The organism is Citrobacter sp. Cm046 (assembly GCF_030333065.1).
Lineage (GTDB): Bacteria > Pseudomonadota > Gammaproteobacteria > Enterobacterales > Enterobacteriaceae > Citrobacter > Citrobacter murliniae.
Genome location: NZ_JAOWGP010000039.1, coordinates 1 through 25,541, shown reverse-complemented (window position 1 = coordinate 25,541; position 25,541 = coordinate 1). Strand labels below are relative to the sequence as shown.

Genomic DNA, 25,541 nt, shown 5'->3' with positions numbered 1-25,541 from the left:
GCGGTACTCCTGTGGAATGCACAACTGAACGTAAGCCAGTTTTCACATTGCAGGTCAGTGAAGGAGAGGCGGCAAAGGCAGACGAACGCGCAGATGAGGTGGTGATTGGCGTTGGTCCGGCCTTTGATAAATACCAGCATAAAACCCTGATTGATATGCCGCACAAGGCGATCCTGAAAGAGCTGGTTGCCGGGATTGAAGAAGAGGGACTGCATGCGCGGGTGGTCAGGATCCTGCGTACCTCGGATGTTTCGTTTATGGCCTGGGATGCGGCGAACCTTAGCGGTTCCGGCATTGGTATTGGTATCCAGTCAAAAGGAACAACGGTTATTCATCAGCGCGATTTACTGCCGCTGAGCAACCTTGAGCTTTTTTCTCAGGCACCGCTACTGACGCTGGAAACCTACCGGCAGATCGGCAAGAACGCTGCGCGTTATGCGCGTAAAGAGTCACCCTCGCCTGTTCCGGTGGTGAATGATCAGATGGTGAGGCCGAAATTTATGGCTAAAGCCGCGCTGTTTCATATTAAAGAAACCAAACATGTGGTGCAGGACGCCTCTCCTGTCACGCTGCACGTTGCATTAGTAAGGGAATGACCATGAGCGAAAACATCATGACCGCGCAGGATTATCCGTTAGCGACTCGTTGTCCGGAGAAAATCCTTACGCCTACCGGTAAACCGTTAACTGACATCACCCTTGAGAATGTGTTGGCGGGGCGTGTGGGATCGCAGGATGTGCGTATTTCTCAGCAAACGCTGGAGTATCAGGCACAGATAGCTGAGCAAATGCAGCGTCACGCCGTTGCGCGCAATTTCCGTCGTGCGGCGGAACTGATTGCCATTCCGGATGCCCGTATTCTGGAAATTTACAACGCGCTACGCCCGTTTCGCTCTTCAATGACGGAATTACTGGCTATTGCTGATGAGCTTGAACACACCTGGCACGCTACGGTGAATGCCGGTTTTATCCGTGAGTCAGCAGAGGTGTATCAGCAGAGAAACAAGCTGCGGAAAGGCAGCCAATAACGGAGGCAGTATGTCGTTAGTTGCGGGGATTGATATCGGCAACGCCACGACAGAAGTGGCGCTGGCACAGCGTGGCAGGTTTGTCGCCAGCGGGATTGTCGCCACGACGGGTATGAAAGGCACGCGGGACAACATCGCCGGGGTGATAGCCTCTTTGCAGCAGGCGCTGGATAAAACGCCATGGTCACTTAGCGATGTGGTGAAAGTTTGCATCAACGAGGCCGCACCAGTGATTGGCGATGTCGCGATGGAAACGATCACTGAAACCATCATTACGGAATCGACAATGATTGGCCATAACCCACAAACTCCGGGTGGCGTTGGGGTAGGGATGGGTACCACTATCGCTCTGGAAAAGTTGGCTTTGTTAAACAAAGATCAGTTTGCGCAGGGCTGGATCCCGTTGGTTGGTGAAAAGATAGATTTTCTCGAGGCGGTCTGGTTGTTGAATGAGGCACTGGATCGTGGTGTTAACGTCGTGGCGGCGATCCTGAAAAAGGATGATGGCGTGCTGGTTAACAATCGCCTACACCGAACATTGCCGGTAGTCGATGAAGTGACGCTGCTGGAAAAGGTACCGGAAGGTGTGCTGGCTGCGGTGGAAGTCGCTGCGGCAGGGCAGGTTGTTCGGGTGCTGTCGAATCCCTACGGCATCGCCACCTTCTTTGCCCTGACGCCTGAGGAGACCCAGACGATCGTGCCGATCGCCAGGGCGCTGATTGGCAATCGTTCCGCCGTGGTGTTGAAAACGCCGCAGGGGGATGTACAGTCGCGAGTGATCCCGGCAGGAAAGATCTTTATCAGCGGAGAAAAGCGCAGTGGCGAAGCCGATGTGTCGCAAGGGGCACAGGCGATTATGCAGGCGATGAACGGATGTGCTCCTGTACGCGATATTCGTGGTGAGGCTGGTACGCACGCGGGCGGTATGCTTGAGCGCGTGCGTAAGGTGATGGCCTCGTTGAGCGGCCACGATATGAACACAGTACATATCCAGGATCTGTTGGCGGCAGATACCTTTATCCCCCGTAAAGTCCTGGGCGGTATCGCCGGGGAACATTCGATGGAGAATGCCGTTGGCATTGCGGCGATGGTGAAATCCGATCGGTTACAGATGCAGGCGATCGCCAGCGAACTGAGTACGCGACTGGGTACGTCCGTTGAAGTCGGCGGTGTGGAGGCCAATATGGCAGTGGCTGGGGCGTTGACCACCCCCGGATGTGCAGCACCACTGGCGATCCTTGATTTAGGCGCAGGATCTACCGATGCCGCCATTATTAATGGTGATGGTGTCGTTAAGGCGGTGCATCTGGCAGGAGCAGGAAACATGGTCAGTTTACTGATTAAAACGGAGCTGGGGCTGAACGATCCTTTTCTGGCTGAGGAGATTAAGAAATACCCGCTGGCGAAAGTGGAGAGTCTGTTCAGTATTCGTCACGAGAATGGTGCAGTGGAGTTTTTTCGCGAGCCGCTAAGTCCCTCTGTTTTCGCCAAAGTGGTATATCTGAAAGATGGTGAACTTATCCCTATTGATAACCAGACGTCGCTGGAGAAAATCCGCCTGGTGCGTCGTCAGGCAAAGGATAAGGTCTTTGTGACTAATTGCCTGCGCGCGTTGCGCCAGGTCTTACCCGGCGGCTCTATCCGCGATATTACCTTTGTGGTGCTGGTGGGGGGCTCATCGCTGGATTTTGAAATCCCACAAATGATCACCGAAGCGCTGTCGCATTACGGCGTCGTTGCCGGTCAGGGCAATATTCGAGGCACAGAAGGGCCGCGCAATGCGGTGGCAACCGGGCTGGTTTTAGCCGACGAAGCGTAACAATAGTGCAGAAAATCGCCACCGCAAGCGTTTGGCTGAGGCATGAATCAAATAAAGGTAACGTTCTCTTTGATATCCCGGCTGACTTGGGTTCATATTATAAATGTGTTTATTACGCGGTTAATTTTAAGGATAAGAGCATGCCAACAGCAATTGAGAAAGCATTGGATTTTATTGGTGGTATGAACACATCGGCGTCAGTACCACATTCAATGGATGAAAGTACGGCCAAGGGAATTTTAAAATATTTGAATGAGTTAGGTGTGCCAGCTAGCGCAGCCGATATTATGGCTCGCGGTGAACAAGAGGGATGGAATCCAGAGTTCACGAAAAAAGTGGCCGGATGGGCAGAAAAAATTGCCTCCGGTAATCGTATCCTCATTAAGAATCCTGAGTTTTTTACAGCCTACATGCAGGAACAGCTCCAGGCGTTAGTGTGAGCTGATCGTTTGAATTAGACGCTAACCGGACGTTTCCACTTTCAGAGTGGTGGCGTCCAAAAGCCTTATCAACATGCTGGTGAGTACGGATTATCACTGTACTGCTCAGGACTCCATCGACATCCCCCAGTTTTTTCCGATCGTCATTACCTGTTCAGGTATACAAATTTCAGTTTCGTTATTGATTAGCGCCTCCTCTGGGGACTTGCGCAAATATTCAGAGAGCACACAAAACAAAAAGGACCTGCGATTGCTCGCAAGTCCTTGAAATTTGGTGGCCCCTGCTGGACTTGAACCAGCGACCAAGCGATTATGAGTCATAAAATTGGCATGTTTTTAATTGTTCGCCATTGTCTCTATTTGTATTTTTAATTGTCTATAATCAAACAGTTATGAAGTTGTTTCTGTTTCTGATTGGTTCTCTCATTTCCCCATTGTACTATCCTTACCTGACCCGTTACCTGACCCGAAATGGGCATCGGGTCAGGTAACGCTTATCCTTAGAAAGGTAAACTCATGGCCGCTAATATTACCGAGACTGCCATACGTGGATTGAAGACAAAAAGCACGGCGTACTACGTGTGGAGCAACAGCGCTCAACGTGGTACTGGCAGGCTTGGCGTTAAGGTTCAGCCTTCAGGCAGCAAAGTTTTTTATTTCCGTTACTACGTTGAGAAAGGGAAGAAAGAGAAGTTCATCCAGTTGGGCATCTGGCCTGAGATGAAACTAGTGACCGCCAATGAGCTGGCGAAAAAGTATGGTGCCTGGCTTGTTGAAGGAAAAGAACCCCAGCAAGAGCTTGAGCAACAGCGCTTGGCCGAACAGCACATTATGCAGATCCATCGTTCTCAGGGATCATTTGAAGAGCTGGTGCATGGCTACGTTAACAAGATGAAGCTCGACAATAAGCGGACCTGGGCTGATGTCCTGAAGCGCCTTGAAAAAGAGTGCTACACGGTTATCCCTCGTGATACCAAAGCGAAGGATGTAACACCTCTGCAGATCAAAACCATCCTCTCAGGCATTATCCAGCGTGATGCGGTGGTCCATGCTAACCGGATTCGCTCGTATCTGATGGCAGCATTTAATTACGGCTTAAAAGCCGATAACGATCCGATGAATACCAGCGTGGGTATCACGTTTGGTCTTGAAGTTAACCCGGTCTCGGCCATACCGAAACAGTCTTCGGCGGAAAAAGTGGGTGATACATGGTTAACGCTGGAAGAGTTGCGTGTTGTCATGGAACAGTTCGCCGAGACCACCAACGTTGGGCCGTTGATGCAGCATCTGATTCGCTTCTGTGTTTATGCTGGTGGGCAGCGTCCGTTTGAAATGATTGCCAGCCAGTGGAGTGCAATTGACTGGCAGCAAAAGACATTGCTGGTCATCGCCGATGTATCGAAAAACAAGCGTGAGCACCTGATCCCGCTGACTGAATCGGCACTACAGGAATTAGCCTCAGTGAAAGAACTGACTAAGGAAAGTAACAGTCCTTATATTTTCCCGCTATCAACCAACGGTGAGCGCCCTGTGCGTACCGATAGCCTGGCGCGTTCCATCATGTATTTCAGGACTTTTAATCCTGAGTTTAAGGTTTTCACAGCGCGAGATTTACGTCGGACCTGTAAGACTCTGATGGGGGAGGCGGGGATCAGCAAAGAGATCCGTGATCGTATTCAGAATCACGCTTTGAACGACGTTAGCTCGAAACACTATGATCGTTATGATTACCTGACTGAAAAGCGCAGGGCGCTTGAGATTTGGGAAGATAGGGTTAACAACTATCAGCGACAGCAGGAAAACAACGTTGTGAACTTGTTTGGACGGAGGTAATTGTTTTGGTTTAATTCAGCATCGATCTGGCTTCTAGTACCAGTGCCATCGATATGAAAGATAGCGAAATCAATATGTGCGGACGAACACGTAGATAACTTCACTATTTGCTCGTTAGTTAACTAATACAAATTAGCAAACAGTGCATTAAGGCGAAGTTCGGGCACATCATCATTAAGTCCATCAGCTTAGATGCGCGATCCTCCTGATGACGAAGTTTACGTGTCACCTGTAGCTATACTGTTTATATACCCGCACCCTTTGGATTATATTGAGCTGGAAAATGAGTGGATCAGTAAAGTTGAGCTAGCTTTTTACCCTAGACGGGCTATACGTGATCTGGCCTCGTCAAGATGATGGCGTAATGTCTCAAGGCATGGGACGAAATTGGCGGAGAAACGCTCGCAACTGCTAGCTATAACAAAGAAGTCTTCAGCCAAGCCTAGCGCTTCATGCCAGATATCCCGGCTAATTACTTCGGGTAGTGATGCAGGTCGAAGCTCGTTCACGATTGCGCCTCCCGTTCTGGGAGCGAACCCCATAGGCAGAATGTCGTAGGCCGGTGCAAGGTGATACGGGCGACCGTGGCTGCTGATGAACGACAAGTTCCCGTGATGCATGTCGGTATTGCCAATTAGCATCCCAAATGCCCAAAGCCGGGCGGTACCTGTTGCAGCATCCGGATGGACATGCCCTTCCGTAACAAGGCTGTTAACCAGAACAGGCCAAGGAGCTCTGGCATTTCCGACAAACTCTGCATCAAGTGCCCTCAGCGAGAAGACGCCAATACGACCCAGTTGGCCAACGCGGTCGAATCGGGGGATCTCGAGGAAGCGCTGACTACCAAAATCATATACCTCAGTTTCCACCCCAAGCACCCTTAACGCCAAGTGCTCGGCCAACAGAAGGTCGCGCCAACGTTCGCTAACCGGATTATCGTCTGGGGCCGAGAATTTTACTAAGACGTGACCGCGCTCTGTATAGGTGCAAAATTTCGGCTGTTCACCTCCTGCAGATGATCCCGGTGCTTCACCGGCCCCAGCCGCCAATGCCAACGCGGGGTAGGCTGTGGCGCGCTCAACTGGGGTGGGTTCAGGCATCTCAAGGAAACGCTCTCGTGCTTGTTCCCCTATCAGCAGGTTGCCGATAGCATCATGGCCATGTGCAAGCAATGCCCTGACGACATCCGAGTCAGCCCATTGCTCTGGATTCGCTGGCAAGCCGAGATCGGCCGCATACGTTGATGCGTAGGCTCGCCCGAGATACCCTTGTGGTCGCATGTCAAACAGCCACCACGGTAGTCCGTCGCTATGGAGGCTTACGTTATTGGTCTGCACCATGACAAATCCCTCAGGATGAACCGGGATGAGCTCGCCAAGGGGTCTAACGCGTCCTTCATCAGTGATGCGGTAAATGGGGGCAGACCTGAATCCGCGATAAACATCACGTAGAGCGTATTGAATAGATGGACCAGCTCCAATTCGAACAATGTCATCGCCAATATCTCTCAATGCGCGGGACAGTGTTGGCTGGCTAATGCCCATTATCTCAATGAGTTGCCGAGCTTGCATCGGGCCTTGGCTGAGCAACCGACGTATCCTGTCAGAGCGAGTAGGCATAATGTTGAATCTCTTTTTGAATAGATTTGTGAATAGATATTGAATGCATACCCTATCACTTAATTTACAACTAGTCACCCCGGAGGGAATAGCCCTAACACCTTGGTCGGAGTTTGTCGTGATGTTATTAGTGCAAACCGGATAGTTAAATTCAGCTATATCAATTACAGCAGCAGAGTCGTATCAGCCGGGCTCTGGAGACTTGGAGCTGGCTAATAAGCTGGGGATCATTGATAAAGAGGAAATGAAGGCGCTGGAGTCTGGTCTACTGCTGATGCTTTATGAAAAGCTATTTATCGAAGGCCAGCCGCCTGAAGCGCTGGCTTTTGAGCACATCAGTAGGTGGCATCGCCAATGGCTGGGGAATGTGTACGACTGGGCAGGGCGGCTACGTAACGCGAACCTGACTAAGGACGGTTTCCAGTTTGCTGCTGCCGACAGGATTCCACTTCTTCTTGATGGTTTCGAGAAGCAGTTTCTTTCTCGGTCTGGTGAGCTGAAATCCCTAGCTCGCCCTGAGCTGGTTAGTTATTTGGCTGAATGCCATGTGGAATTTATTTTGATCCACCCATTCAGAGAAGGTAACGGGCGTCTGTCGCGGCTACTTTGCGATGTGTTGTCGGTTCTGGCGGGGAAGGGCTTACTAGACTACAGCCTGTGGGATGAGCACAAGGCATTTTACTTCAAGGCAATACAGGCGGGTGTTTCAGGGAACTATAACCCTATGAAACAGCTGGTGAGCGATATCTTGTCAGACTAGTGAGCGAGACCAACGGTTTTCGCTTGTGCCTGATTTTTTTTAAGTTGCTGCTCAATTTTTTGCACTGAAGCACCGGTTTCTATCGCGGTGGAGCTGGCAACGGCGCGATAAATCTGGGCTTTTGTAACTTGCGCGGATGTTGATTGACTACTCATTTGAGAATTCCTTATGCTACCTAGCTATAATAGTGGTACAGGCTAAGTCTGGCAAGGTTTCTGATAGTATTGTAACACTTATAATTACAACATATTCGATTAGAAAAATTTAATAATTATTCGATAATTATTGATCCTGCTCAGATTACTTCTTTAGCCCACCTCAGTATCTCTATGCAATCTGTTAAATGTGACACATGTAAAAAAACTCTAATGTGAATGGCTTTTTAGTGCTGTACTAATCGAATATCAATTGCGATGATAGCAATGAGTTAAAATTTTGACAGAAATTAAGTCCTCTAGCGTTGGGAGTTGATAATGAAGTCTTTCTATTCTTTATCCGAGGTTGTTGATAGAATTGATCTGGATATTGATTTTTTTATTAGTCAGTGGATGATAGGAAAGCTTTATCTTTTTATCCATTTTGATGGTGAACAATGTACCTTAAGGCATTGTCGCGAAAATAATGATGATTTTAAATATGATGTCATTAATGGAACTGATCTCTTTCAGCATGAAAGTAGTCCACTTCATGAATACTTGGGGTTTATACCTGAAAAGAACTTAGAAAATCATTTTAAATGTAAGTTTAATCATAAGTGGTCTATTCGTTTCTTTAAAGGATATAACGAGTATAGATACCATGGTATGGCATATGGTTACTGGCATATAAGACCAACAAAGACAACACATTTTAACCGTGCACAGTACTTACTATCAGATAAAGAAAATTATGATGATTTAAAAAATAAATCCGGGGTTGTTTTTGTATCTCCTTTTTATAATTCAGATTATGATTATTTAATTTTCAATACACCGGTGACAATAAAAATAAAAGATCTTTATATAGAAAGAGAAACTGTAGAGTTATTATTTAATGAAGTAATATCAGAATCAGTTGTTGAGGATGCTGACAGCGTTAATTCTCATGAAGAAGATGAAAATATAATTTCGTTTTACTATCCACCAAATAGTAGATTTGCATTATACATCCTGATAAATGAATGCTTTGCTAAAAATGGAACGATTACTCCAAGCAAAGTTGCTTGGTTTTTTAAAGAAAAAGGTATTTCGATAAACCAGTCAACGGTAAAAGGATGGTTGGATAACCCTCCTGCCGAACGTAATATAAAGTTTCGAGAAAAAAATAGAGATAAAGAGATGCTGCATATCCTACTGCATGATCTTTTTAACGATAAAAGATTTTTGAGAAATCCCTCTGCAGTTGCAGAAACATTAACCGAAAGAGCACAATCGAATCCTTACAATTTCAATGTAGTTTTTTCTTCCAGAGAGGTTTGTAATTGGTTGAAAATAAATAAAAAATAACAAGCATACTTCTTGCTAAGCACTTACTAAGCTTTAGCAAGAGGTGTAGCACTTTTTTTTAAATCTCTCATAGTTCATTCTTCTTCTGCCAAAACGAAGGAGTCAGAATGGATACAATATTTATCAAACCCACAACTCAACAGCGGCTACAGGTCTTGAAAGATTACGGTGAGCCTTGTGACCGACTCGTTAGAGAGAAAGAACGTCAATACATTACTTCTGTATCACGTTCAACTGCCTGGAAGCTTGAACGCTCAGGCCTGTTCCCCCAACGTAAAATGCTTGGGGCTAAGTCATGTGGTTGGTTGCTTAGTGATCTACTTTACTGGATAAACGAAAAGGAGTGACTATACACTTCCTAATTCATCATTTATTTTTTTTGCCAAAAATAGAGGATAGATACCATGCATGTCTAAAGGAAAAAAGTCTAAGGAAAATGAAGAACTCTGCTTGGAGTTTCAGACACTTCCCACTTTTGCACAACAGTTAATAAGCTACATACATTATAAAACAGGAGCCGCTGCAGAGCTTATTTTTACAGTGTTACTTGGGGGGATGGCGTATGCCTGCCAGGATCTGTTTGATGTTCAACTTAAACACGGGAGAAGCTTTACGTCACTTTACCTCCTGCTACTGGCAAAATCGGGTAGCAGGAAATCAACTGTTTTCAGGATGTTGATGGAGGCAATCTATCAACTGGAAAAAGAACTGAAAGATGATTATCAGGTAAAGAAGGATCTTTACGAGCTAAATTTTGTACCCTGGAATACTAAATTTAAAAAGTTGAACAAGCTATACGGTAAAGCTGATGCAACTGAAGAGTCCGAAGCCCTCAAAGCACTGGGGGAACACCAAAGAAAAAGACCAGTAGAACCAGTAAGACAACGTCTTATTCTAAACGATACGACATATGAGGGACTTAAAAAGGTAATTGCACAGGGATCTCCATCCTTGATGCTGGGTTCTGATGAAGCAGGGGGACTGTTTAGCCGTAATCTTTTCTGCGACACCGCAGGATTCAACTCCCTCTGGGGAGAAGGACGGCTTGCAGAAAGCAGAGCATCTCGCGACAGTTATGATGTTGATGATGTCCGTCTCACCATACTGCTGTTATTGCAATCTAAGTTATTTGATAAATATCTTCGGGGTAAACAGGGAGAAAACGCACAGGATTCAGGATGGTTGGCTCGTTTATTAATGGTTGACCTAGAACAGCTCCCTGAATTTTGTGACGTCCCTGATGATCGTTCATGTTCTGACGAGACAGTACTTGAAGAATTTTTCTCTATTATCACCAAGTACTTACAAGATGGAATGAAACGTAGAGAAAATAATGAAGAACGTATCTGTATTACTTTTTCTCAGGAGGCACAAGCAATATGGAACAGGCAAAGTAAATCAGTTCAGGACCAAATAAATGATAAAGGGACGCCGCAACAGCAACATGATGAGTTGAGTAACCGATTTATGGAGCATGCTTCGAGAATCGCAGCGGTAATGCAAATGTTTATTACACCCGACTCACCCATTATTACTCAGGAGACTTTTATATCAGCATTAGAAATAACGCAATGGTTTACTAATCATTCAATTTGTAAAATAGATGCTACCAGAAAACCTAGTGACGCTGAAGTATTGCTATCTTGGCTTGAGGAACATGTTATCAGTAATAAATCTTTCGACTTCAGGAGGCATAGCATTCGTAGAGATGGTCCAAATTCTCTTAGGAACATAGAGCGCCTGATCTCTGCTTTAAATAAGCTTGAAAGTGATGGAAAGGTTCAGTTATTCAAGGAGAGTGGTGTTGATTACGTGAAATTTATTGGTTCAGAAATGAAGGCTGAAGATTTGGCTAGTGCATTAAACATACCATTAATTTCATCTGGATCTGTTGGTTTTAATAAACTACCACGACATGAATAACTTCAGAGTAACCAAGGTCTTTCTGATTAATATTTTTCAATCTAAAAGCTAGCAACGCTGCGGATTCAGCTTAAATTATTATCGAGGGCAATCAATGGATTTTAACTGGCATATGTAATATACCTTCAGCAATGTTATAACCCTATATCTTAACATCCCCTACCTGGGATTAAATCCAACATCACATGGGTAGCGTGAGGGCTACCCATTATCCAATGATTAATATTTACAGGATTAAGGATTATTATGGAATCACAATATTCACTTACCAACGAAGAAACCGATGACTTGGTAGAAATAGCCTCCAGAAAGTATAGATCACCCATTGACCTCAATATTCTCAACCCACTACTTAATATGGTCTACGGCACTTTGGAGCAGAATAACCGAATACTAGGTATTCGTACTGACACTAGGTTCGCTCTGTCCCATGTGCCGGGAGAGCCTGATCTCCCCCTGTGCTTTCAAAGAGATGATATGCAGGCAATCACTCGCTTCACAGAGTCACTTAAAAGCCAACTACGGGCAGATCATAACCGGTCCATGAGAGCGGGTGAACCTACATTCCCATCTTATGGATGGTGCAGGGAACGTGATACTAGTGTACACCCTCATTATCACCTTGCGTTGTTGTTCAATGCAGACGTCTATGGGTACTTGGGTAATTACCAGGACCCCAATGCTGATAATATGGCTACCCGAATACAGAAAGCCTGGTGCAGTGCTGTAGGGCTTGCTCACGAAGATTACGCAACATTAGCTGAGTTTCCACCAAATGCTGTTTACAGGTTTAGCAGATTTGATGCACTGGATCGTAACCCAGTCTACTGGAATTTCCTGATTCGACTGGCGTATTTGGCCAAAACCAGAACTAAGGATACCTACAGCGGTTACCGTAACTTTGGCACAAGCCAATGCTCGCGGTCGATCGGATTAACTTACTAATGGTTCTACAGGTAGGGGGCTGATCCCCCTACTGATCATTAACATAACCGTCACATTTTGCAGTAAAAAATAAGATAATGTGCCTCAGTACCCTGCTACAACCTGCTACATGTAGCAGCTGTAGCAACTTTCAGAGATCAGGATATACATTTTGGGCTAATAGTTACGGGTATGCTACAGCCTAAGATATAGGTGTTTAGTCTCGAGTTTTAATGGGGCATTTTATCATCAGAATGAAAGAAAGTACTATGAGCCAAGTTTTACACAGCAGCGCCACAACGACAGAGGTAGCCTGTCGCACTGAGAGCGCTTTCTGTGCGCTATAGTATCCAGTGGTGAAGTGGTATAAACGGACCTCTTTCTCCGATTTCTCCGTATGGCCAAGGCTGGCTCGCTCCAGTATTTTGTCCGTTGAGGATGAAGCTGCCATCGTTGCATTGATGCCTTCAACCCTATGGAATTTCTCTACTACCTGAGGTAAAGAGTAACAAGTCAGCCAAAAAGAAGTTCAAAAGTTACCCGATTGGTTATTTCTACGTCAACCTAGCAGAGGTGCAGATAGCTGAAGGTCATAGGCAGAACCTCAAAGTTCGCTTTCACATAACTTCATTGCACTGCTAGCAAGATAATTGGTGTATATATTCTATGCAACTCTCGTCGGTGCAGTACAATGAGATGTAATTCATTCATCAAACTTTTCGGTATGCTGAATATATATCCCAGAAAGGAAAAAGTACTCTTGAGCATAAAACACCAATTATAACTCCAAATGTTATATTTGATATTTCAACGGTTGCTAAATCTACATATAGAGCGCTTGCCTTCCCCGTTACGACTACAGAGATAAATGTAATTATTATTGCAATTAACGCGAGTGCATTAGAAAAAGCATCAACTATTGCTTTTAATTTTTTTTGTTTTTCTGGGAAAGACACGTAGTGATAATAAACAGCCAATAAATATATGGTGGAAACACAAGTTGTACTACCAATAGAAACCCAAACATCTTTATTTTTGATGTCACTTTTATCTAAGATAATAACCAGTGCAAACATTAATACTGCAATGGAATGAAATAAAAAACGAAGATTACGCAGTCCCTTAGGTGACATTCTATTTTGTACAGGCAACTCTATTTTTTCAGTTTCATTAGCTTTATCCATCATTAACTCTCCTGATAATTAGCGACAAACAAAATAATACCTAGACTTATAGCCTAGACACAATACTTCCTTTAGACAAAGAATCCATTTCCTTGCGGTATCCATCGAGACAGTCCAGCATTATCATTTAGTACCTCACTCGTCAATTTTTTCGGTCTTCCGAGGTATTTGAATGGCGGCATGAGCAAGAAGAAAAAATACAATTTTTTAACCTACTGTAGAAAACAGCTTAACGAATACCGTGGTGTATTAATCGATGGGGAGTAGGTCAGCATTTCACTGGTGCGATCGACGTGACGGTAACCAGATCCATACTGGTTGAAGGATAAAATGCGCTAACAGTGATGAGTAGTCTTACAACACTTTGTTATTACTTTGATTTACTGATTCGAGTGCGATAGGCTCGTTTAGGGAAACCTAACGGTAATGGCGAGAAAAAATTGGCTGATGACTACATTGAACTAGAGCGAACATTTCATGAGCTTTCTCTGAGGGGGGAGGAAAGCGATGAGTTTGATTTCCGTAATTCTTATTTTGGTGAAAGACTGAGCTGGGCAGACATTCTGGCTGGATACAGGACGATTATCTTATCAGAGGCGGGGGCGGGGAAAACCGCGGAGATTCGCCATTCAGCCAAAACACTCCGCCATGAAGGAAAGATAGCGTTTTTCCTGCGTCTCGAACACGTCGCCGATGATTTCGAGATTGCCTTCGAGGAAGGGAGTCTCATGGAGTTTGAGCAATGGTTGCCCTCCGATGAAGAGGGGTGGCTATTCCTTGATTCCGTTGATGAAGCGCGATTGCGAATACCAATGGATTTTGAACGTGCTATTCGCAAATTGAGAACCCGTCTTTCTACTGCATTGCAAAGAACACATATTGTGCTTACTAGTCGAGGTAGTGCATGGCGGCCGGTAACGGACCTAAAGCTCTGCCAACAGCAACTTCGGTATGTCGAGCCTGTGCTGATTAATGATGAAAAACAACAAAACGACACGATTGGCAATCTAGATAATACTTTTAGAATAGTTGCTCTAGACGATCTCGGGATAGTGCAGGTTGAGAAGTTTGCGAGAGCTAAAGGCATCACCGCCCTTGAACCATTTGTAAATGCCATTGAGCGAGTGGATGGTTGGTCCATGGCAGCTCGGCCTGATGATCTTACCGAACTAATAAGTTACTGGAATACACATAAGCAAATCGGTAATCGACTTGAATTAATGCAATCTAGTATTGCACGACGATTAGTTGAACGAGATCAGAATCGAGAAGAAGCACTACCTCTTTCATATGCAGATGCAATAGCGGGAGCGCGAAGTGTTGCTGCGGCGGCGACCATGACTCAAGAATCGACTATCCGCGTCCCGGATGGTTCCGAAAACTTGAAAGGGATTACGATAGCGGCAGTTTTGCCTGGCTGGGATAACAAGAAATACGCAGCACTTCTCGCTCGTCCTATTTTTGACGAAGCGATTTACCAGACAGTACGGTTTCATCATCGTACTGTTCGGGAATATCTAACAGCTGAGTGGCTCAAAGGGTTACTCGACCACGAAACATCACGGCGAAAAATTGAGTCCCTACTTTTCCGAGAACAATATGGTCAAGTTGTAATCGTACCGACAATGCGTCCTGTCTTGGTTTGGCTCATTTTGTTAGACGACAAGATTCGAGAGCGAGCGTTAAGTATCTCGCCGGAGCTCATTTTCGAAGGTGGCGAGCCGAAAGCATTACCCCTCAAAATACGCCAGAAAATCTTATACGATGTATGCGAGAGCATGCACAGCAGTACTGCATGGGGTGCTACAAGCGATTATCGTGCCATTCAGCGTTTCGCTGACAAGGACATAGCTGCAGACGTGAAAGCATTGTTCGCAAAATATGTTTCAAGCGATAATATTCAGTGGTTCCTCCTGCGCATGATATGGCAGGGCGAGCTATCGGATGCTTTACCCGAAGCGAGACATGTAGCGTTGAACAATAAAGCAGAGCAATATTCGCGCATCGCTGCCTTCCGTGCTGTACATGCAGTGGGTACAGAAGATGATAAGCAGGAGGTCTATGAGAAGTTCTTACATGAAACTCCGTCACTAAGTCGTAAGTTGTTCGCAGAATTACTGTCGGATTTATCTCCGACAAAACAATCAGTGAAGTGGGTTCTGTCTTGCATTATCAAACTAAAACCGAAAGAGTGTCATAGCACTGATGGCTTATCACTGGCTCTCGACATCTTTGTTCAATCACTCACTCTAGAACTTAGAGCAGAGATGCTCGAAGGAATGACTTCCCTTATATCCAAATGGCCGTATGTGGAGCAGTTCAATTGTGAAATTTCTAAACGGTATGGCTGGCTACTCAGAAGTGCTGCTCAGGCAGTAGAGCAACTCATAATCGCCCGCCATCCAGCAGCATTGCAGACACCAACTCTCTCGGTCTTACAAAAAATGCCCTCTGCACAGCATCTTATTGATTGGGATTTACATGGTATCAGTCCGAATATCCCCGCATTGGTACCAGCATGGCCTGAACTAAATTATGGATTATTTTGGTACGAAGTTGGCCAAGCTCAAAGAGTTCGAAAGAAAAATAGAAAAGAGCGGTTAACTGATTTCTGGCAAGTGAACGTGTTAGGTGGCTACTGGCAGTTCGGACATGGCGATTTCGACATCATTTGTACTAATTTAGAATCTCGCCCTTTACGTAATGAAAGACTTATCGCACTTTCGCTAGCATTTTATTTGTATATTCAGGCAGGGCGACCACAGAAATGGCTCAACGCGTTGAAAATAGCCGTTGCGAAAGAATCTTTGCTTCGCGTTGCTCTTCATAAGCAACTACACCCAGCACCGAATCCAGAGCACAGAAGATGGAAGCGACAAGAAGCCAAATGGAAACTGCAGAATAGTAAACGGCAGGCCACAGAAGCAAAATGTGAGCAGGAATGGAAGGACTTTCTTTCTAATAATATCGATAAAATACGCGAGCCACGGCTTCCTAATCCAACTGATTTTTCAAACGCGCAATATTATTTGCACGAAAAAATGCAACAATTGAGTACCAATTCTTCCCGTTGGACTGAAGGGCGTTGGTCGGTTCTCAAAACTGTATTTGGAGAGGGGGTTGCACACGCTTTTCGTGACGGTGTAGTGGCCTACTGGCGTCGCTATCGTCCCAAACTTCGTTCTGAAAGGAAAGGGAACAACAGCATACCATTTAGTGTGATCTTTGGGCTTACGGGACTCAGCATAGAAGCACGTGAGACAGAAAATTGGGCTTCTACATTGACTAATGTCGAAGCCGAAATAGCATTTCGCTATGCCATGGCAGAGCTCAATGGTTTTCCTGATTGGATTCCTTTGTTATTCGAGGCATTTCCTAAACTTATCACGGAGCTATTGTTACATGAGGTGGATTACGAGTTGCGAATCGAGAAAGCCAAAATGGATAGCCATTATATTTTGGTAGATCTGAATTCTAGTGGATCGTGGGCTTGGGTGGGGGTTGGTGAGGGTATGCTCGAGCGACTAAAAAAACGCGAACCCAAAAATCTGACCAATCTTAGCTACATGCTAAACATTGCCCATGCAGCAGGCATAAGTGCGGAAGACATTGCTCGGTTGGCGGAAGTTCGCTCCGCGGATAGTCGTCTTGCTCATTCTGCTTGCTGGTATGCAGTATGGGTCGGAGTTGAGAGTAATAAAGCTATCCCATCACTTATTACTCGTTTAAAGGTAATCAACAAGGTTGCAAAACAGACAAGCTTTGCAATGGAATTCATCACTCAATTGTTGGGAAATCGTCGACACACTATCAATCGTGGAGATAGTTTTCGCACGCCTGAACATCTTAAAAATCTCTATGTCCTCATGCATGACTATATCCGCCAAAAAGAAGATATCCAACGTGCGGACAAAGGAGTTTACTCCCCGGGCCTACGAGATGATGCTCAGGATGCGAGAAATCAGCTGCTTGCATTGCTAAAAGAGATACCTGGTAAGGAAGCCTATTTGGCATTAATGGAGTTAGGGCATCTTCACCCTGAGCCTTCTTCACGGCCATGGATGCAACATCATGCTAAAACTAAGGCGGAACTCGATGCAGATATCACTCCATGGACGATTGAGCAGACCCTTGAGTTCCAAACGGCGATCGAACGTACGCCCGCTAACCATCGTGAATTATTCGAGCTAGCAGAAATGCGTTTTCTTGATCTTAAGGACAATCTTGAACATGGTGACAGCAGTATAGCAAACATCCTCATTAAGGGAGCGACACTAGAAACTGACATACGCAAGTATATTGGCGATTGGCTCCGTGAAAAGGCACAGGGCCGTTATACAATTCCGCAGGAAGAGGAATTAGCTGATGATAAGCGTATGGATCTACGGATGCACGGTATGGGGTTTGATGCCCCAGTGCCTATAGAGCTAAAGTTGGCAGAAAATTGGACTGGTCCAAAGCTATATGAGCGGTTAGAAAACCAGCTTTGTGGTGATTATCTCCGTGATAACCGCTCTAATAGAGGGATCTTCGTTATGGTATATCGTGGTGAGAAGACTAAGTGGGAACTCCCTGGTGTAGAGAGGTTGGTTGGATTTTCGGAGCTGGTAGTTCGATTACAGGAACATTGGACTACACTTTCTAGTAAATTTCCAAATGTTGATGACATCCGCGTTATCGGTATCGATTTGACGCTTCGCGCAAAATTATAAAGGTCACCTGAAACTGGCTACCATGCTAGCGTTTTTCCTGTATCGATTTTCCGATTCATTAGGTGGTAGCCCATAGTTATATTCATGCGGCCTTAGCTTGCTGTAATACCCAACGATATAGTCTGTTATCGCCTAGGTTATTATCGCTGAAGTTGATGTACCCGTCACCGCAACAACCTCAGCTCTGGTAGATATTCATCATGCCGGAATTCTGTTTCTGAATGGAGCAAGATTTTTGGTCAGACTAACTCTTATCTTACCAGTTATAAATTAGTAAATTACATTAATTATTAACGATTCTCTTATTCGATTTCGGATGGATTAAAATGGATACAAAATTATCTTCCCTTCCCGATTACCCAGCCTTAAAAAAACTAGCTTCGGCATTATGGCAGCAAGATAACACATATCATGGTGCGGCAGTTATGGTAGGAGCAGGTTTCAGCCGAAGTTGTGCGTCAACGGGTGATACTTGTAGAAAACTTCCACTATGGCTCGACTTTTCAAAAACCCTTTCGAAAGAGTTAGATTCTGGAAGCAGCGACCCTCTCCGTTTGGCAGAAGAATATGACGCATACTTCGGTAAACAGGCTCTTCATGAGCTGATAAAAAAAGAAGTAAATGATGCAGCATGGATCCCTGGAGAACTTCATTACTCTCTTTTAGAATTACCATGGTCCGAAGTATTAACAACTAACTGGGATACCTTACTGGAACGAGCTTCCACAAAGGTACATAGCCCCGTGTATAGTATCGTTTCCAAGCAGGAAGATCTCTCAAATGCAAGGTCTCCACGAATCGTCAAATTACATGGTACCATTGATGTAACAAAGAGACTTATATTCACGCAAGAAGACTACAGAAAATACCCACAAGCTTACGCCGCATATGTGAATTTCGCACGGCAAGTTTTCATTGAAAATGAATTATGCTTATTAGGCTTCTCTGGTGATGATCCTAACTTTCTTCAATGGGCTGGGTGGGTCAGAGACAATTTGGCTACACATTCTCGCCGAATTTATCTTGTTGGAGCCCTGAAACTGAACGCTGCAAAGCGGAAATATCTTGAGTCCATTAATGTATCGCCAATTGATCTAGAAGATCTGGTTGCTGATTACGATGATCTTGATATAAAACATCAAAAGGCAATGAATATATTTCTCGGCTTCTTACAAAATATGAAACCGAATAAAACATGGGAATGGCAACCTACATCGCCACGATGCAGTGAGCTAACTGAAGAAGAACGGAAAAAGACATACCATGACTCTTTGTATGCTTCAAAATTTTTTGAAGAACAACTCCCTATATTACAAAATGACAGAAAATCCTACCCTGGGTGGCTAATATGCCCACATTCAACGCGTTGGGATTTACAAAACCAATTCCATATTCCAACTTTAAAACAGAGCCATCTATCATATATGACAACTGAAGTGCGCGAGCAATTTTTATATGAAATTTGTTGGCGTTATGAAAAAAGTTTTGATGCGCTGCCAAGTTGGTTGATTGATGATCTATTAATGGTCTGCGATCCGAAAAAAACTTGTGTTTTAAGCAAGAGGCAGCAACTTGAAATTGCTTTGCAACTTCTTAAAAATACACGTTGGGTCGACAATTCTAAAGCCGAACCGATTATTCAGATAACCAGTAAAATATTAGAGGATGGCATCGAATACTGGCCGGAATGTAATAACGAACTAGCATACCATCAAGCTATAGTTTCGCGAGACCGCTTCGATTATATAGTTTTAGAGGAATCTATTAAAAAAATAACCAGCTGTAATCCAGAATGGAAAATTAAAAAAGCCTCGTTGCTTGCGGAAATTGGGGATTTTGATAAAGGGGAAGAGTTAATTACTGAGGCATATAAAGAATTATTGGTTCAATATCGAAATGATAAAAACTCTATTTATATACTATCCCGTTTGGCATGGGCTCAGTTTTTAATGAAGGGTATTCACTCCTGGTTATCGGAAAAGGAATATAATGCTGTACCACTTGACACGAAGATACAGAAATGTGACCCATGGGATCATATTGAACATAGCAGAAAGCGTATTGCTGATGAGTTAACTGAGCAACAAAATCAACAGATTATTGAGCCGTCGTTTGAACCTGGTCGTTTTAAAGACAACTCTAATAAAATAACTTTTAGTAATGCTGAGCATCCTCTTCTTTTACTAGAAGGTATAGCAGTAACTGCTGGGTTACCAATGTGTTGGGATTTTTCAAGCTTTTTTGCTCAACAAGCCACTATGTTATCTGGTTTGGAATCGATGAATAATATTCACCGATTTTCTCTAGCTATACGTTCTGCAAACAGTGATACATCGGACTCTTTAAAAAACGTCTTTTCAAGAATCCGAGTTGCATGTTTTCCACAAGAAGATGTGGAATATTTACTGAGCCAATGTACAAAAGCAATAGAATATTGGAGCCAAAAACGTAAGGAAGGGGAGAGTAAAATTCGAAACCATTCTATTGATCGCTTGAGAGTTTTTATTGAAGTATTAGCAAGGGTATCTATACGGGCGACACCCGAACAAGCTAGAAGAATATTTCTCCTAGCTTTGTCATTAGGTAAAAAAAATGAGTTTCATCATTTTTGGCTATTCGACTCATTAAAAAACCTCATGGAATTCTCTCTTGAAAGTATACCTGAATCAGAACATTCAGAATTACTATTAGAGACATTAATGTTCCCTCTCAGAACAGAAATAGAACTCAGTGGACCAAAAGAATGGGTCAATCCAATAATTGAGCATCCAGGGAAAAGAAAACAGAATTCAGTTCTCGATCGCCGCCTTGATGAAATAATCGACCGTATTGCTCCATGTTCATCACAAAGTGCACCAGCTCTTCTACGACTCCTTCCGTTGCTTGAGAGTAAATTTCTCACGCATGAGGAAGAAAATAGAATCGCAGACCAAGTATGGGGAAAAAAACCAGACTATGAGAAAATTCCCGATACGGGACTTTATTTTTTCGCTCTATTAAAAATCCCATCAAGAGATATATATTTATCTAATTATCTTCTCAGAAGTAAATTATTTGAGGCTAAAGGTGAATTATTATTAAACAATGAGCAATTAATAAATATAGTCAATGCAACAAGAATGAAAGAACTCAATGAGTTTCCAACATCTGAACAGGCGGTTTTATACTTTAATGAGCTTGTTACATGGAGTTCAAATAAAATTGACAATGACGTTCTTGGTCTGAAAGTTGCGAAAGAAAATCGTATTGCTGAGTTAATTGGATATGCGTTAGCGTACTCAATTATCCCTGCTTTATCTTCTTCAGAATTGACAGAGAAAAACTTTGAGTTATTATATTCGTTCTATGAAAGCTATGATTCCTCAGAAGTGTTAATAGCCCTTGCATATTTCGCTGCTGCGAACGAAACTTTCGCTTCTCGTATGGAAAACATTTACAAGAAAACTCTTCAGGATAAAAATCCAAGTAAGGTAGTATGTACTTCATGGGCTATTTACACATGGAGAAAACTAAATAAATCACATGTGGTAGAACGTTTAATAATTAGATTGATCTATTTGATTGGTCCAAATAGAACAATTGGATTAAAAGGTCTCCTACAGACTGCCAACAAAATGTATTCTTCAGGGTATCTATCTGAAAAAAATATAGAACCTCTTGTTGAAATACTACCCATTATCTTCGATAATACAGACTATAATGATATAAATCCAACTAGTCGAGAATCTGTTAGTATTTCACTTGTACGAACAGAATGCGTCAAGCTAGCTAATGATATTTTGGAAGGCAGGGGGAGTGATAATAAAGAATTACTCAGAATTCTTGAGGAGGCAACCCTTGACCCTCTCCCGGAGGTTAGGTTTTCAATTATAGATAAGTTCGAGTGAATAGCGGACTGGAGAATATTTAAAAAGCGTTAGAGCGATTTTTTTAAAATTTCGAACGCAATATTAAAGAATTTTAAGATATATATCATCCTCATGAAAGTGACCAACAAAGCGGCGACTCCATATCGGAGTCGCCGCTTTGCTTTATTTGTTTTAGGAGGTTTTATGAAAAATCAGGAAGGCTTACATTCGCTGCAGAACTCACTTACAGGCTTACCAGAATGGGCCTCAGAACGAGTCATGCAGAAAGTTTGTCAATTGACAAATTACGAACCAATGATCGGCATTATGGGTAAAACCGGAGCCGGGAAATCCAGCCTGTGTAATGCCCTATTTGTCGGCGAAGTATCCCCGGTCAACGATGTCAGGGCCTGTACCCGTAAGCCTTTGCAATTCCGTCTGCAGGTTGGCGACCGCTATATGACCATCGTGGACCTGCCCGGCGTAGGCGAAAGTGGCGCTCGCGATATCGAGTATGCTGCACTGTACCGCCAACAACTTCCCCGACTGGACCTGGTACTGTGGCTGATTAAGGCCGATGACCGGGCGCTGGCGGTGGATGAGCACTTTTATCATCAGGTGATTGGTGAGACTTACCGGCATAAAGTGCTGTTTGTTATCAGCCAGTCGGACAAGGCCGAACCCACCAGCAGTAATGGTCAATTGTCTACGGAGCAGAAACAGAACCTCAGCCGAAAAATCTGCCTACTGCATGAGCTGTTCCGGCCCGTACATCCGGTGTGTGCCGTGTCGGTCCGCCTTCAGTGGGGATTACGTGTCATGGCTGAACGGATGATTCGTTGCCTGCCGCGGGAGGCCAGTAGTCCGGTGGCAGTACAGCTTAGTGCTCCACTTCGTACCGATGTCGTTAATAAAAAAGCCCGTGACGATTTTGGTGAAACGGTCGGCTCGGTACTCGACACAGTAAGTTCCATGCCCCTGATACCGGCCCCGGTTCGGACAGTCATCCAGTCTGTACGCGACATCGTGGTATCGGTCGCCCGTGCCGTCTGGAATTTCTTCTTCTGAATTCTTAGTAAATTAACCCGTTATTTCCTGAGCCCTGTCGCCTGTGCGACGGGGCTTTCTTTTATTGTTTTCCCGTTATGAGGAGTCTGCATATGACCCGTCTGGCTTCGCGCTTTGGCGCAGCAAACCTTATTCGTCGTGACCGTCCGTTAACCCGTGAAGAGTTGTTTCGGGTGGTGCCCAGTGTGTTCAGTGAGGACAAACACGCGTCGCGTAGCGAACGGTATACCTACATTCCCACCATCTCCCTGCTCGACAGGCTGCAACGCGAAGGCTTTCAGCCGTTCTTTGCCTGTCAGACTCGCGTTCGTGACCCCGATCGCCGTGAGCATACAAAGCATATGTTACGCCTGCGCCGGGAGGGGCAGATTACCGGTAAACAGGTGCCGGAAATTATTCTGCTCAACTCTCACGATGGCTCCAGTTCGTATCAGATGCTACCGGGACTATTTCGTACGGTATGCCAGAACGGACTCGTCTGCGGTGAGTCGTTTGGCGAGGTGCGGGTGCCGCACAAAGGAGATGTCGTGAGTCAGGTGATTGAGGGGGCGTATGAAGTGCTGGGTATTTTTGACCGTGTGGAAGAGAAGCGGGATGCCATGCAGTCGCTGATGCTGCCGCCGCCCGCACAACAGGCTCTGGCACAGGCCGCACTGACGTACCGTTTTGGTGAGGACCACCAGCCGGTGACAGCACCTCAGATACTCTCCCCACGCCGCTGGCAGGATGAGAGCAATGACCTGTGGACCACATACCAGCGTATTCAGGAGAACCTGATTAAGGGCGGGCTCAGTGGCCGGAGTGCAAAAGGTGGGCGAACACATACCCGCGCCGTGCGTGGTATCGACGGCGATGTGAAGCTCAACCGGGCTCTCTGGGTGATGGCGGAAGCGATGCTGAGTGGGTTTCAGTCCTGAGCTTGTTATCAGCATGTTGGGAAAGGACACTCCCTGTCCGTTTTACCTCCATTGGATTGAGTGTTTTATCACCGTATTTCACGGTGCGCCGCGTTGGGCTTGCCTCCGGTGGCAGATAAAAAATAGTTCATTCCATGTCCATACCCTGTCCGCCCCCCTCTTTAGAATCATTTCATATTCAGTCAGTTAATTATTACGGAGATTTGAGATAACACAGGCAGAGCGCCGTCACGACCGACTGGCTGTCAGGCTGTCACTGATAATCAGCCGCCTGGTTGCCGGTGAGACGCTGAACATGGCCCGGCTGGCTGCAGAGTTTAGTGTGTCAGTCCGTACCCTGCGACGGGATTTTCGCGAACGGCTGATGTATCTGGACCTGGAGTATCGACGAGGGCAATGCCGCCTGCGCAGCACCAGTGGGGGCGTACAGGGTGAGCTGGATGCGCTGACCTTTGCTCACCGGTCCGGACTGGCCGATATCTTTCCGGGGCTGGACCGGCGTCTGGCGGGCATGCTGCTCACAGCAGGAGGGATGCCCTGTCTGGTGTGGCAACCGCCACAGACTATATCACCGGCCACCTCACTGGTGTTCTACCGTCTCGTCAGTGCTATTACCGCCTGCCAACGGGTACTGCTGCTGGCTGAGGGAGAGCGCTGTGACGGACTGGCCCCGTACCGCCTGATATCACTCGACGGCTGCTGGTACCTCACCGGTGAACTTAACGGGCATATCACCGTGCATCCACTGGCGACCATCCATGCGGTGACAGTCCTCAATACAACTTTCACCCCGCTAAAACGTCTCAGCCAGTTAACCACACAGGCGGGCTTTATCCGGGCCCTTCCGCACTTCAGCTGTATCCGTGAAGTCCTGTCTCCTGGGCCCTCAGAGGAGGAGCCGGGCAACACACTGATTTAATTACCTCTGTTAAGAAGGAAAAACAATGACCTGGCATTACGAGAAAAATGGCATACGCCACGACAATGTGACCGAAGACGACATCACCAGCCTGATTATGCGCGGTGAACTGACTGCATCCACTCTGGTGTGGCGACAGGGAATGGCAGAGTGGCAGCCGGTCTCCGCTACTCCGCTGGCTTCGACGCTGCTCCGGAGCACCACACCACCAGCGCTGCCGGGGAACCGCATTCCGGGTGGCGTTGTGTGGACGCTGGCATTTGCTCCCTTCATTGGCTACGCGCTGGAGTTGTGGACTGCAGGATTGAGCGGGATGTCATTTGACGAGGCATATGATGCCGTCTCGGGTGGGCAGTACTGGTTTATCACGCTGCTGCTCAATATTGCTCTGGGGTATCTCGATGAACGACGCCTGCGTAAGGCCGGAGTGGACACCACCACGTTCGGCAAACTGGCCTGGCTGGTGCCGTTCTATCTGTGGCGGCGGGCGAAAACTCTCGGTCAGAAACCGGCTTACTTCTGGGTATGGCTTTTGATGCTGGCCCTGACTGTCTGGGCCTGAATGACCGCTACCTGATTCTTTCTCTGTTTAGGACCAACGTAATGAAAACACTGATTAAAGTACTGGGTATTACCGGCAGCCTTCTGCTCTGTGTGGGCGCTCAGGCTCAGCCTTATAACCGGACCCTCCCTGCTGTAGTTAATGACAACAACGGGAACATTTTCTGGTGCGATGCGCATCGTCAGGTTACCGGAAAATGCGAAGCCATGTCTGTTGACCGCCTGGGCGGGATGGTCACGGTGCGTTCCGCACCCTTTAAAGACTGCGAAGGCGGCCTGTGGGGCTGGATAACTATCATGCGCAACGATGTGTCGAAAGGATTCACCATTACTCCGGACAAGAAATACGGACTCACCGTAAAAGACCTGTGCCGTCCGGGCACGGTAGTGACCTTTAAACCCAACCAGAAGAAGCCGGAATATGACGACCTGGTGGCACTTTACCAGGGCAAAGAGCTGTTTCGCTACCGGCGCTTCTGATAACACCCGATATCAACCTCTCT

20 protein-coding genes and 2 pseudogenes are annotated in these 25,541 nt (G+C 45.6%); 18 read left to right on the top strand and 4 right to left on the bottom strand.

Annotated elements, in window-relative coordinates; genetic code table 11:
- Positions 1-11: 11 nt before the first annotated feature.
- The 5 genes from OGX98_RS11300 (at position 12) to OGX98_RS11280 (ending at position 5,119) form a co-directional block, all read left to right on the top strand.
- A complete protein-coding gene (locus tag OGX98_RS11300; protein WP_048220523.1) occupies positions 12-596 on the top strand; it encodes a propanediol/glycerol family dehydratase medium subunit in 585 nt (194 codons plus the stop codon).
- 2 nt (positions 597-598) lie between these two features.
- Complete coding sequence (locus OGX98_RS11295) at positions 599-1,027, top strand: glycerol dehydratase small subunit DhaB3 (RefSeq protein WP_045447790.1); 429 nt, start codon at positions 599-601, stop codon at positions 1,025-1,027.
- Positions 1,028-1,037: 10 nt separating this feature from the next.
- Positions 1,038-2,846, top strand: coding sequence for a diol dehydratase reactivase subunit alpha (locus tag OGX98_RS11290; protein WP_286595308.1), 1,809 nt, complete (start codon positions 1,038-1,040; stop codon positions 2,844-2,846).
- A gap of 140 nt (positions 2,847-2,986) precedes the next feature.
- On the top strand, positions 2,987-3,286 hold the full coding sequence (locus tag OGX98_RS11285; protein WP_045449790.1) for a DUF1889 family protein: 300 nt from the start codon (positions 2,987-2,989) through the stop codon (positions 3,284-3,286).
- A 516-nt stretch (positions 3,287-3,802) separates the two neighbouring features.
- Complete coding sequence (locus OGX98_RS11280; protein ID WP_286595307.1) at positions 3,803-5,119, top strand: tyrosine-type recombinase/integrase; 1,317 nt, start codon at positions 3,803-3,805, stop codon at positions 5,117-5,119.
- A gap of 314 nt (positions 5,120-5,433) precedes the next feature.
- On the opposite strand, the gene yjjJ is transcribed toward OGX98_RS11280, so the two are convergent.
- A complete protein-coding gene (gene yjjJ, locus OGX98_RS11275; protein WP_286595306.1) occupies positions 5,434-6,738 on the bottom strand; it encodes a type II toxin-antitoxin system HipA family toxin YjjJ in 1,305 nt (434 codons plus the stop codon).
- 244 nt (positions 6,739-6,982) lie between these two features.
- Here yjjJ and OGX98_RS11270 point away from each other — a divergent pair, with 244 nt between their 5' ends.
- Positions 6,983-7,498 carry a Fic/DOC family protein gene (locus OGX98_RS11270; RefSeq protein WP_286595332.1) on the top strand — a complete coding sequence of 172 codons (516 nt, stop codon included), beginning with the start codon at positions 6,983-6,985 and terminating at the stop codon, positions 7,496-7,498.
- On the opposite strand, the gene OGX98_RS11265 is transcribed toward OGX98_RS11270, so the two are convergent.
- Positions 7,495-7,653, bottom strand: a complete 159-nt coding sequence (locus tag OGX98_RS11265; RefSeq protein ID WP_286595304.1) for a hypothetical protein — start codon at positions 7,651-7,653, stop codon at positions 7,495-7,497. The two genes, OGX98_RS11270 and OGX98_RS11265, sit on opposite strands and share 4 nt — an antisense overlap.
- A gap of 318 nt (positions 7,654-7,971) precedes the next feature.
- On the opposite strand from OGX98_RS11265, the gene OGX98_RS11260 reads away from it, so the two are divergent.
- The 5 genes and pseudogenes from OGX98_RS11260 to OGX98_RS24080 all read left to right on the top strand — a co-directional run.
- Positions 7,972-8,982 carry a hypothetical protein gene (locus OGX98_RS11260; RefSeq protein ID WP_286595303.1) on the top strand — a complete coding sequence of 337 codons (1,011 nt, stop codon included), beginning with the start codon at positions 7,972-7,974 and terminating at the stop codon, positions 8,980-8,982.
- A gap of 107 nt (positions 8,983-9,089) precedes the next feature.
- A complete protein-coding gene (locus tag OGX98_RS11255; protein ID WP_286595302.1) occupies positions 9,090-9,329 on the top strand; it encodes a helix-turn-helix transcriptional regulator in 240 nt (79 codons plus the stop codon).
- 61 nt (positions 9,330-9,390) lie between these two features.
- Positions 9,391-10,905, top strand: a complete 1,515-nt coding sequence (locus OGX98_RS11250) for a YfjI family protein (RefSeq protein ID WP_286595300.1) — start codon at positions 9,391-9,393, stop codon at positions 10,903-10,905.
- A gap of 246 nt (positions 10,906-11,151) precedes the next feature.
- Complete coding sequence (locus OGX98_RS11245) at positions 11,152-11,850, top strand: inovirus Gp2 family protein (protein WP_286595299.1); 699 nt, start codon at positions 11,152-11,154, stop codon at positions 11,848-11,850.
- Between the two features lie 248 nt (positions 11,851-12,098).
- Positions 12,099-12,451 (top strand): annotated as a pseudogene (locus tag OGX98_RS24080) (IS481 family transposase); the annotation flags it as partial.
- An 88-nt stretch (positions 12,452-12,539) separates the two neighbouring features.
- Here OGX98_RS24080 and OGX98_RS11240 read toward each other — a convergent pair.
- Positions 12,540-13,016 (bottom strand): hypothetical protein, encoded by a 477-nt coding sequence (locus OGX98_RS11240; protein WP_286595298.1) that lies wholly within the window; start codon positions 13,014-13,016, stop codon positions 12,540-12,542.
- 437 nt (positions 13,017-13,453) lie between these two features.
- Between OGX98_RS11240 and hyoA the strand changes: the two genes are divergently transcribed.
- Entirely contained in the window at positions 13,454-17,725 is a 4,272-nt protein-coding gene (gene hyoA, locus OGX98_RS11235; protein ID WP_286595297.1) for an NACHT domain-containing antiphage protein HyoA, read from the top strand.
- Positions 17,726-17,728: 3 nt separating this feature from the next.
- Here the strand turns inward: hyoA and OGX98_RS11230 are convergent.
- Positions 17,729-17,888 (bottom strand): annotated as a pseudogene (locus tag OGX98_RS11230) (IS3 family transposase); the annotation flags it as partial.
- 163 nt (positions 17,889-18,051) lie between these two features.
- Between OGX98_RS11230 and OGX98_RS11225 the strand changes: the two are divergent.
- The 6 genes from OGX98_RS11225 (at position 18,052) to OGX98_RS11200 (ending at position 25,518) form a co-directional block, all read left to right on the top strand.
- A complete protein-coding gene (locus OGX98_RS11225; RefSeq protein ID WP_286595296.1) occupies positions 18,052-21,612 on the top strand; it encodes an SIR2 family NAD-dependent protein deacylase in 3,561 nt (1,186 codons plus the stop codon).
- Positions 21,613-21,777: 165 nt separating this feature from the next.
- Positions 21,778-22,641 (top strand): GTPase family protein, encoded by an 864-nt coding sequence (locus tag OGX98_RS11220; protein ID WP_286595295.1) that lies wholly within the window; start codon positions 21,778-21,780, stop codon positions 22,639-22,641.
- A 92-nt stretch (positions 22,642-22,733) separates the two neighbouring features.
- On the top strand, positions 22,734-23,558 hold the full coding sequence (locus tag OGX98_RS11215; RefSeq protein WP_286595294.1) for a DUF932 domain-containing protein: 825 nt from the start codon (positions 22,734-22,736) through the stop codon (positions 23,556-23,558).
- 208 nt (positions 23,559-23,766) lie between these two features.
- The gene (locus tag OGX98_RS11210) at positions 23,767-24,477 is read left to right on the top strand and encodes a hypothetical protein (protein ID WP_024198336.1); all 711 of its coding nucleotides are present in this window, start codon (positions 23,767-23,769) and stop codon (positions 24,475-24,477) included.
- 25 nt (positions 24,478-24,502) lie between these two features.
- Entirely contained in the window at positions 24,503-25,039 is a 537-nt protein-coding gene (locus OGX98_RS11205; RefSeq protein ID WP_000219797.1) for a DUF4339 domain-containing protein, read from the top strand.
- Between the two features lie 41 nt (positions 25,040-25,080).
- Complete coding sequence (locus OGX98_RS11200) at positions 25,081-25,518, top strand: hypothetical protein (protein WP_024198335.1); 438 nt, start codon at positions 25,081-25,083, stop codon at positions 25,516-25,518.
- Positions 25,519-25,541: the final 23 nt, after the last annotated feature.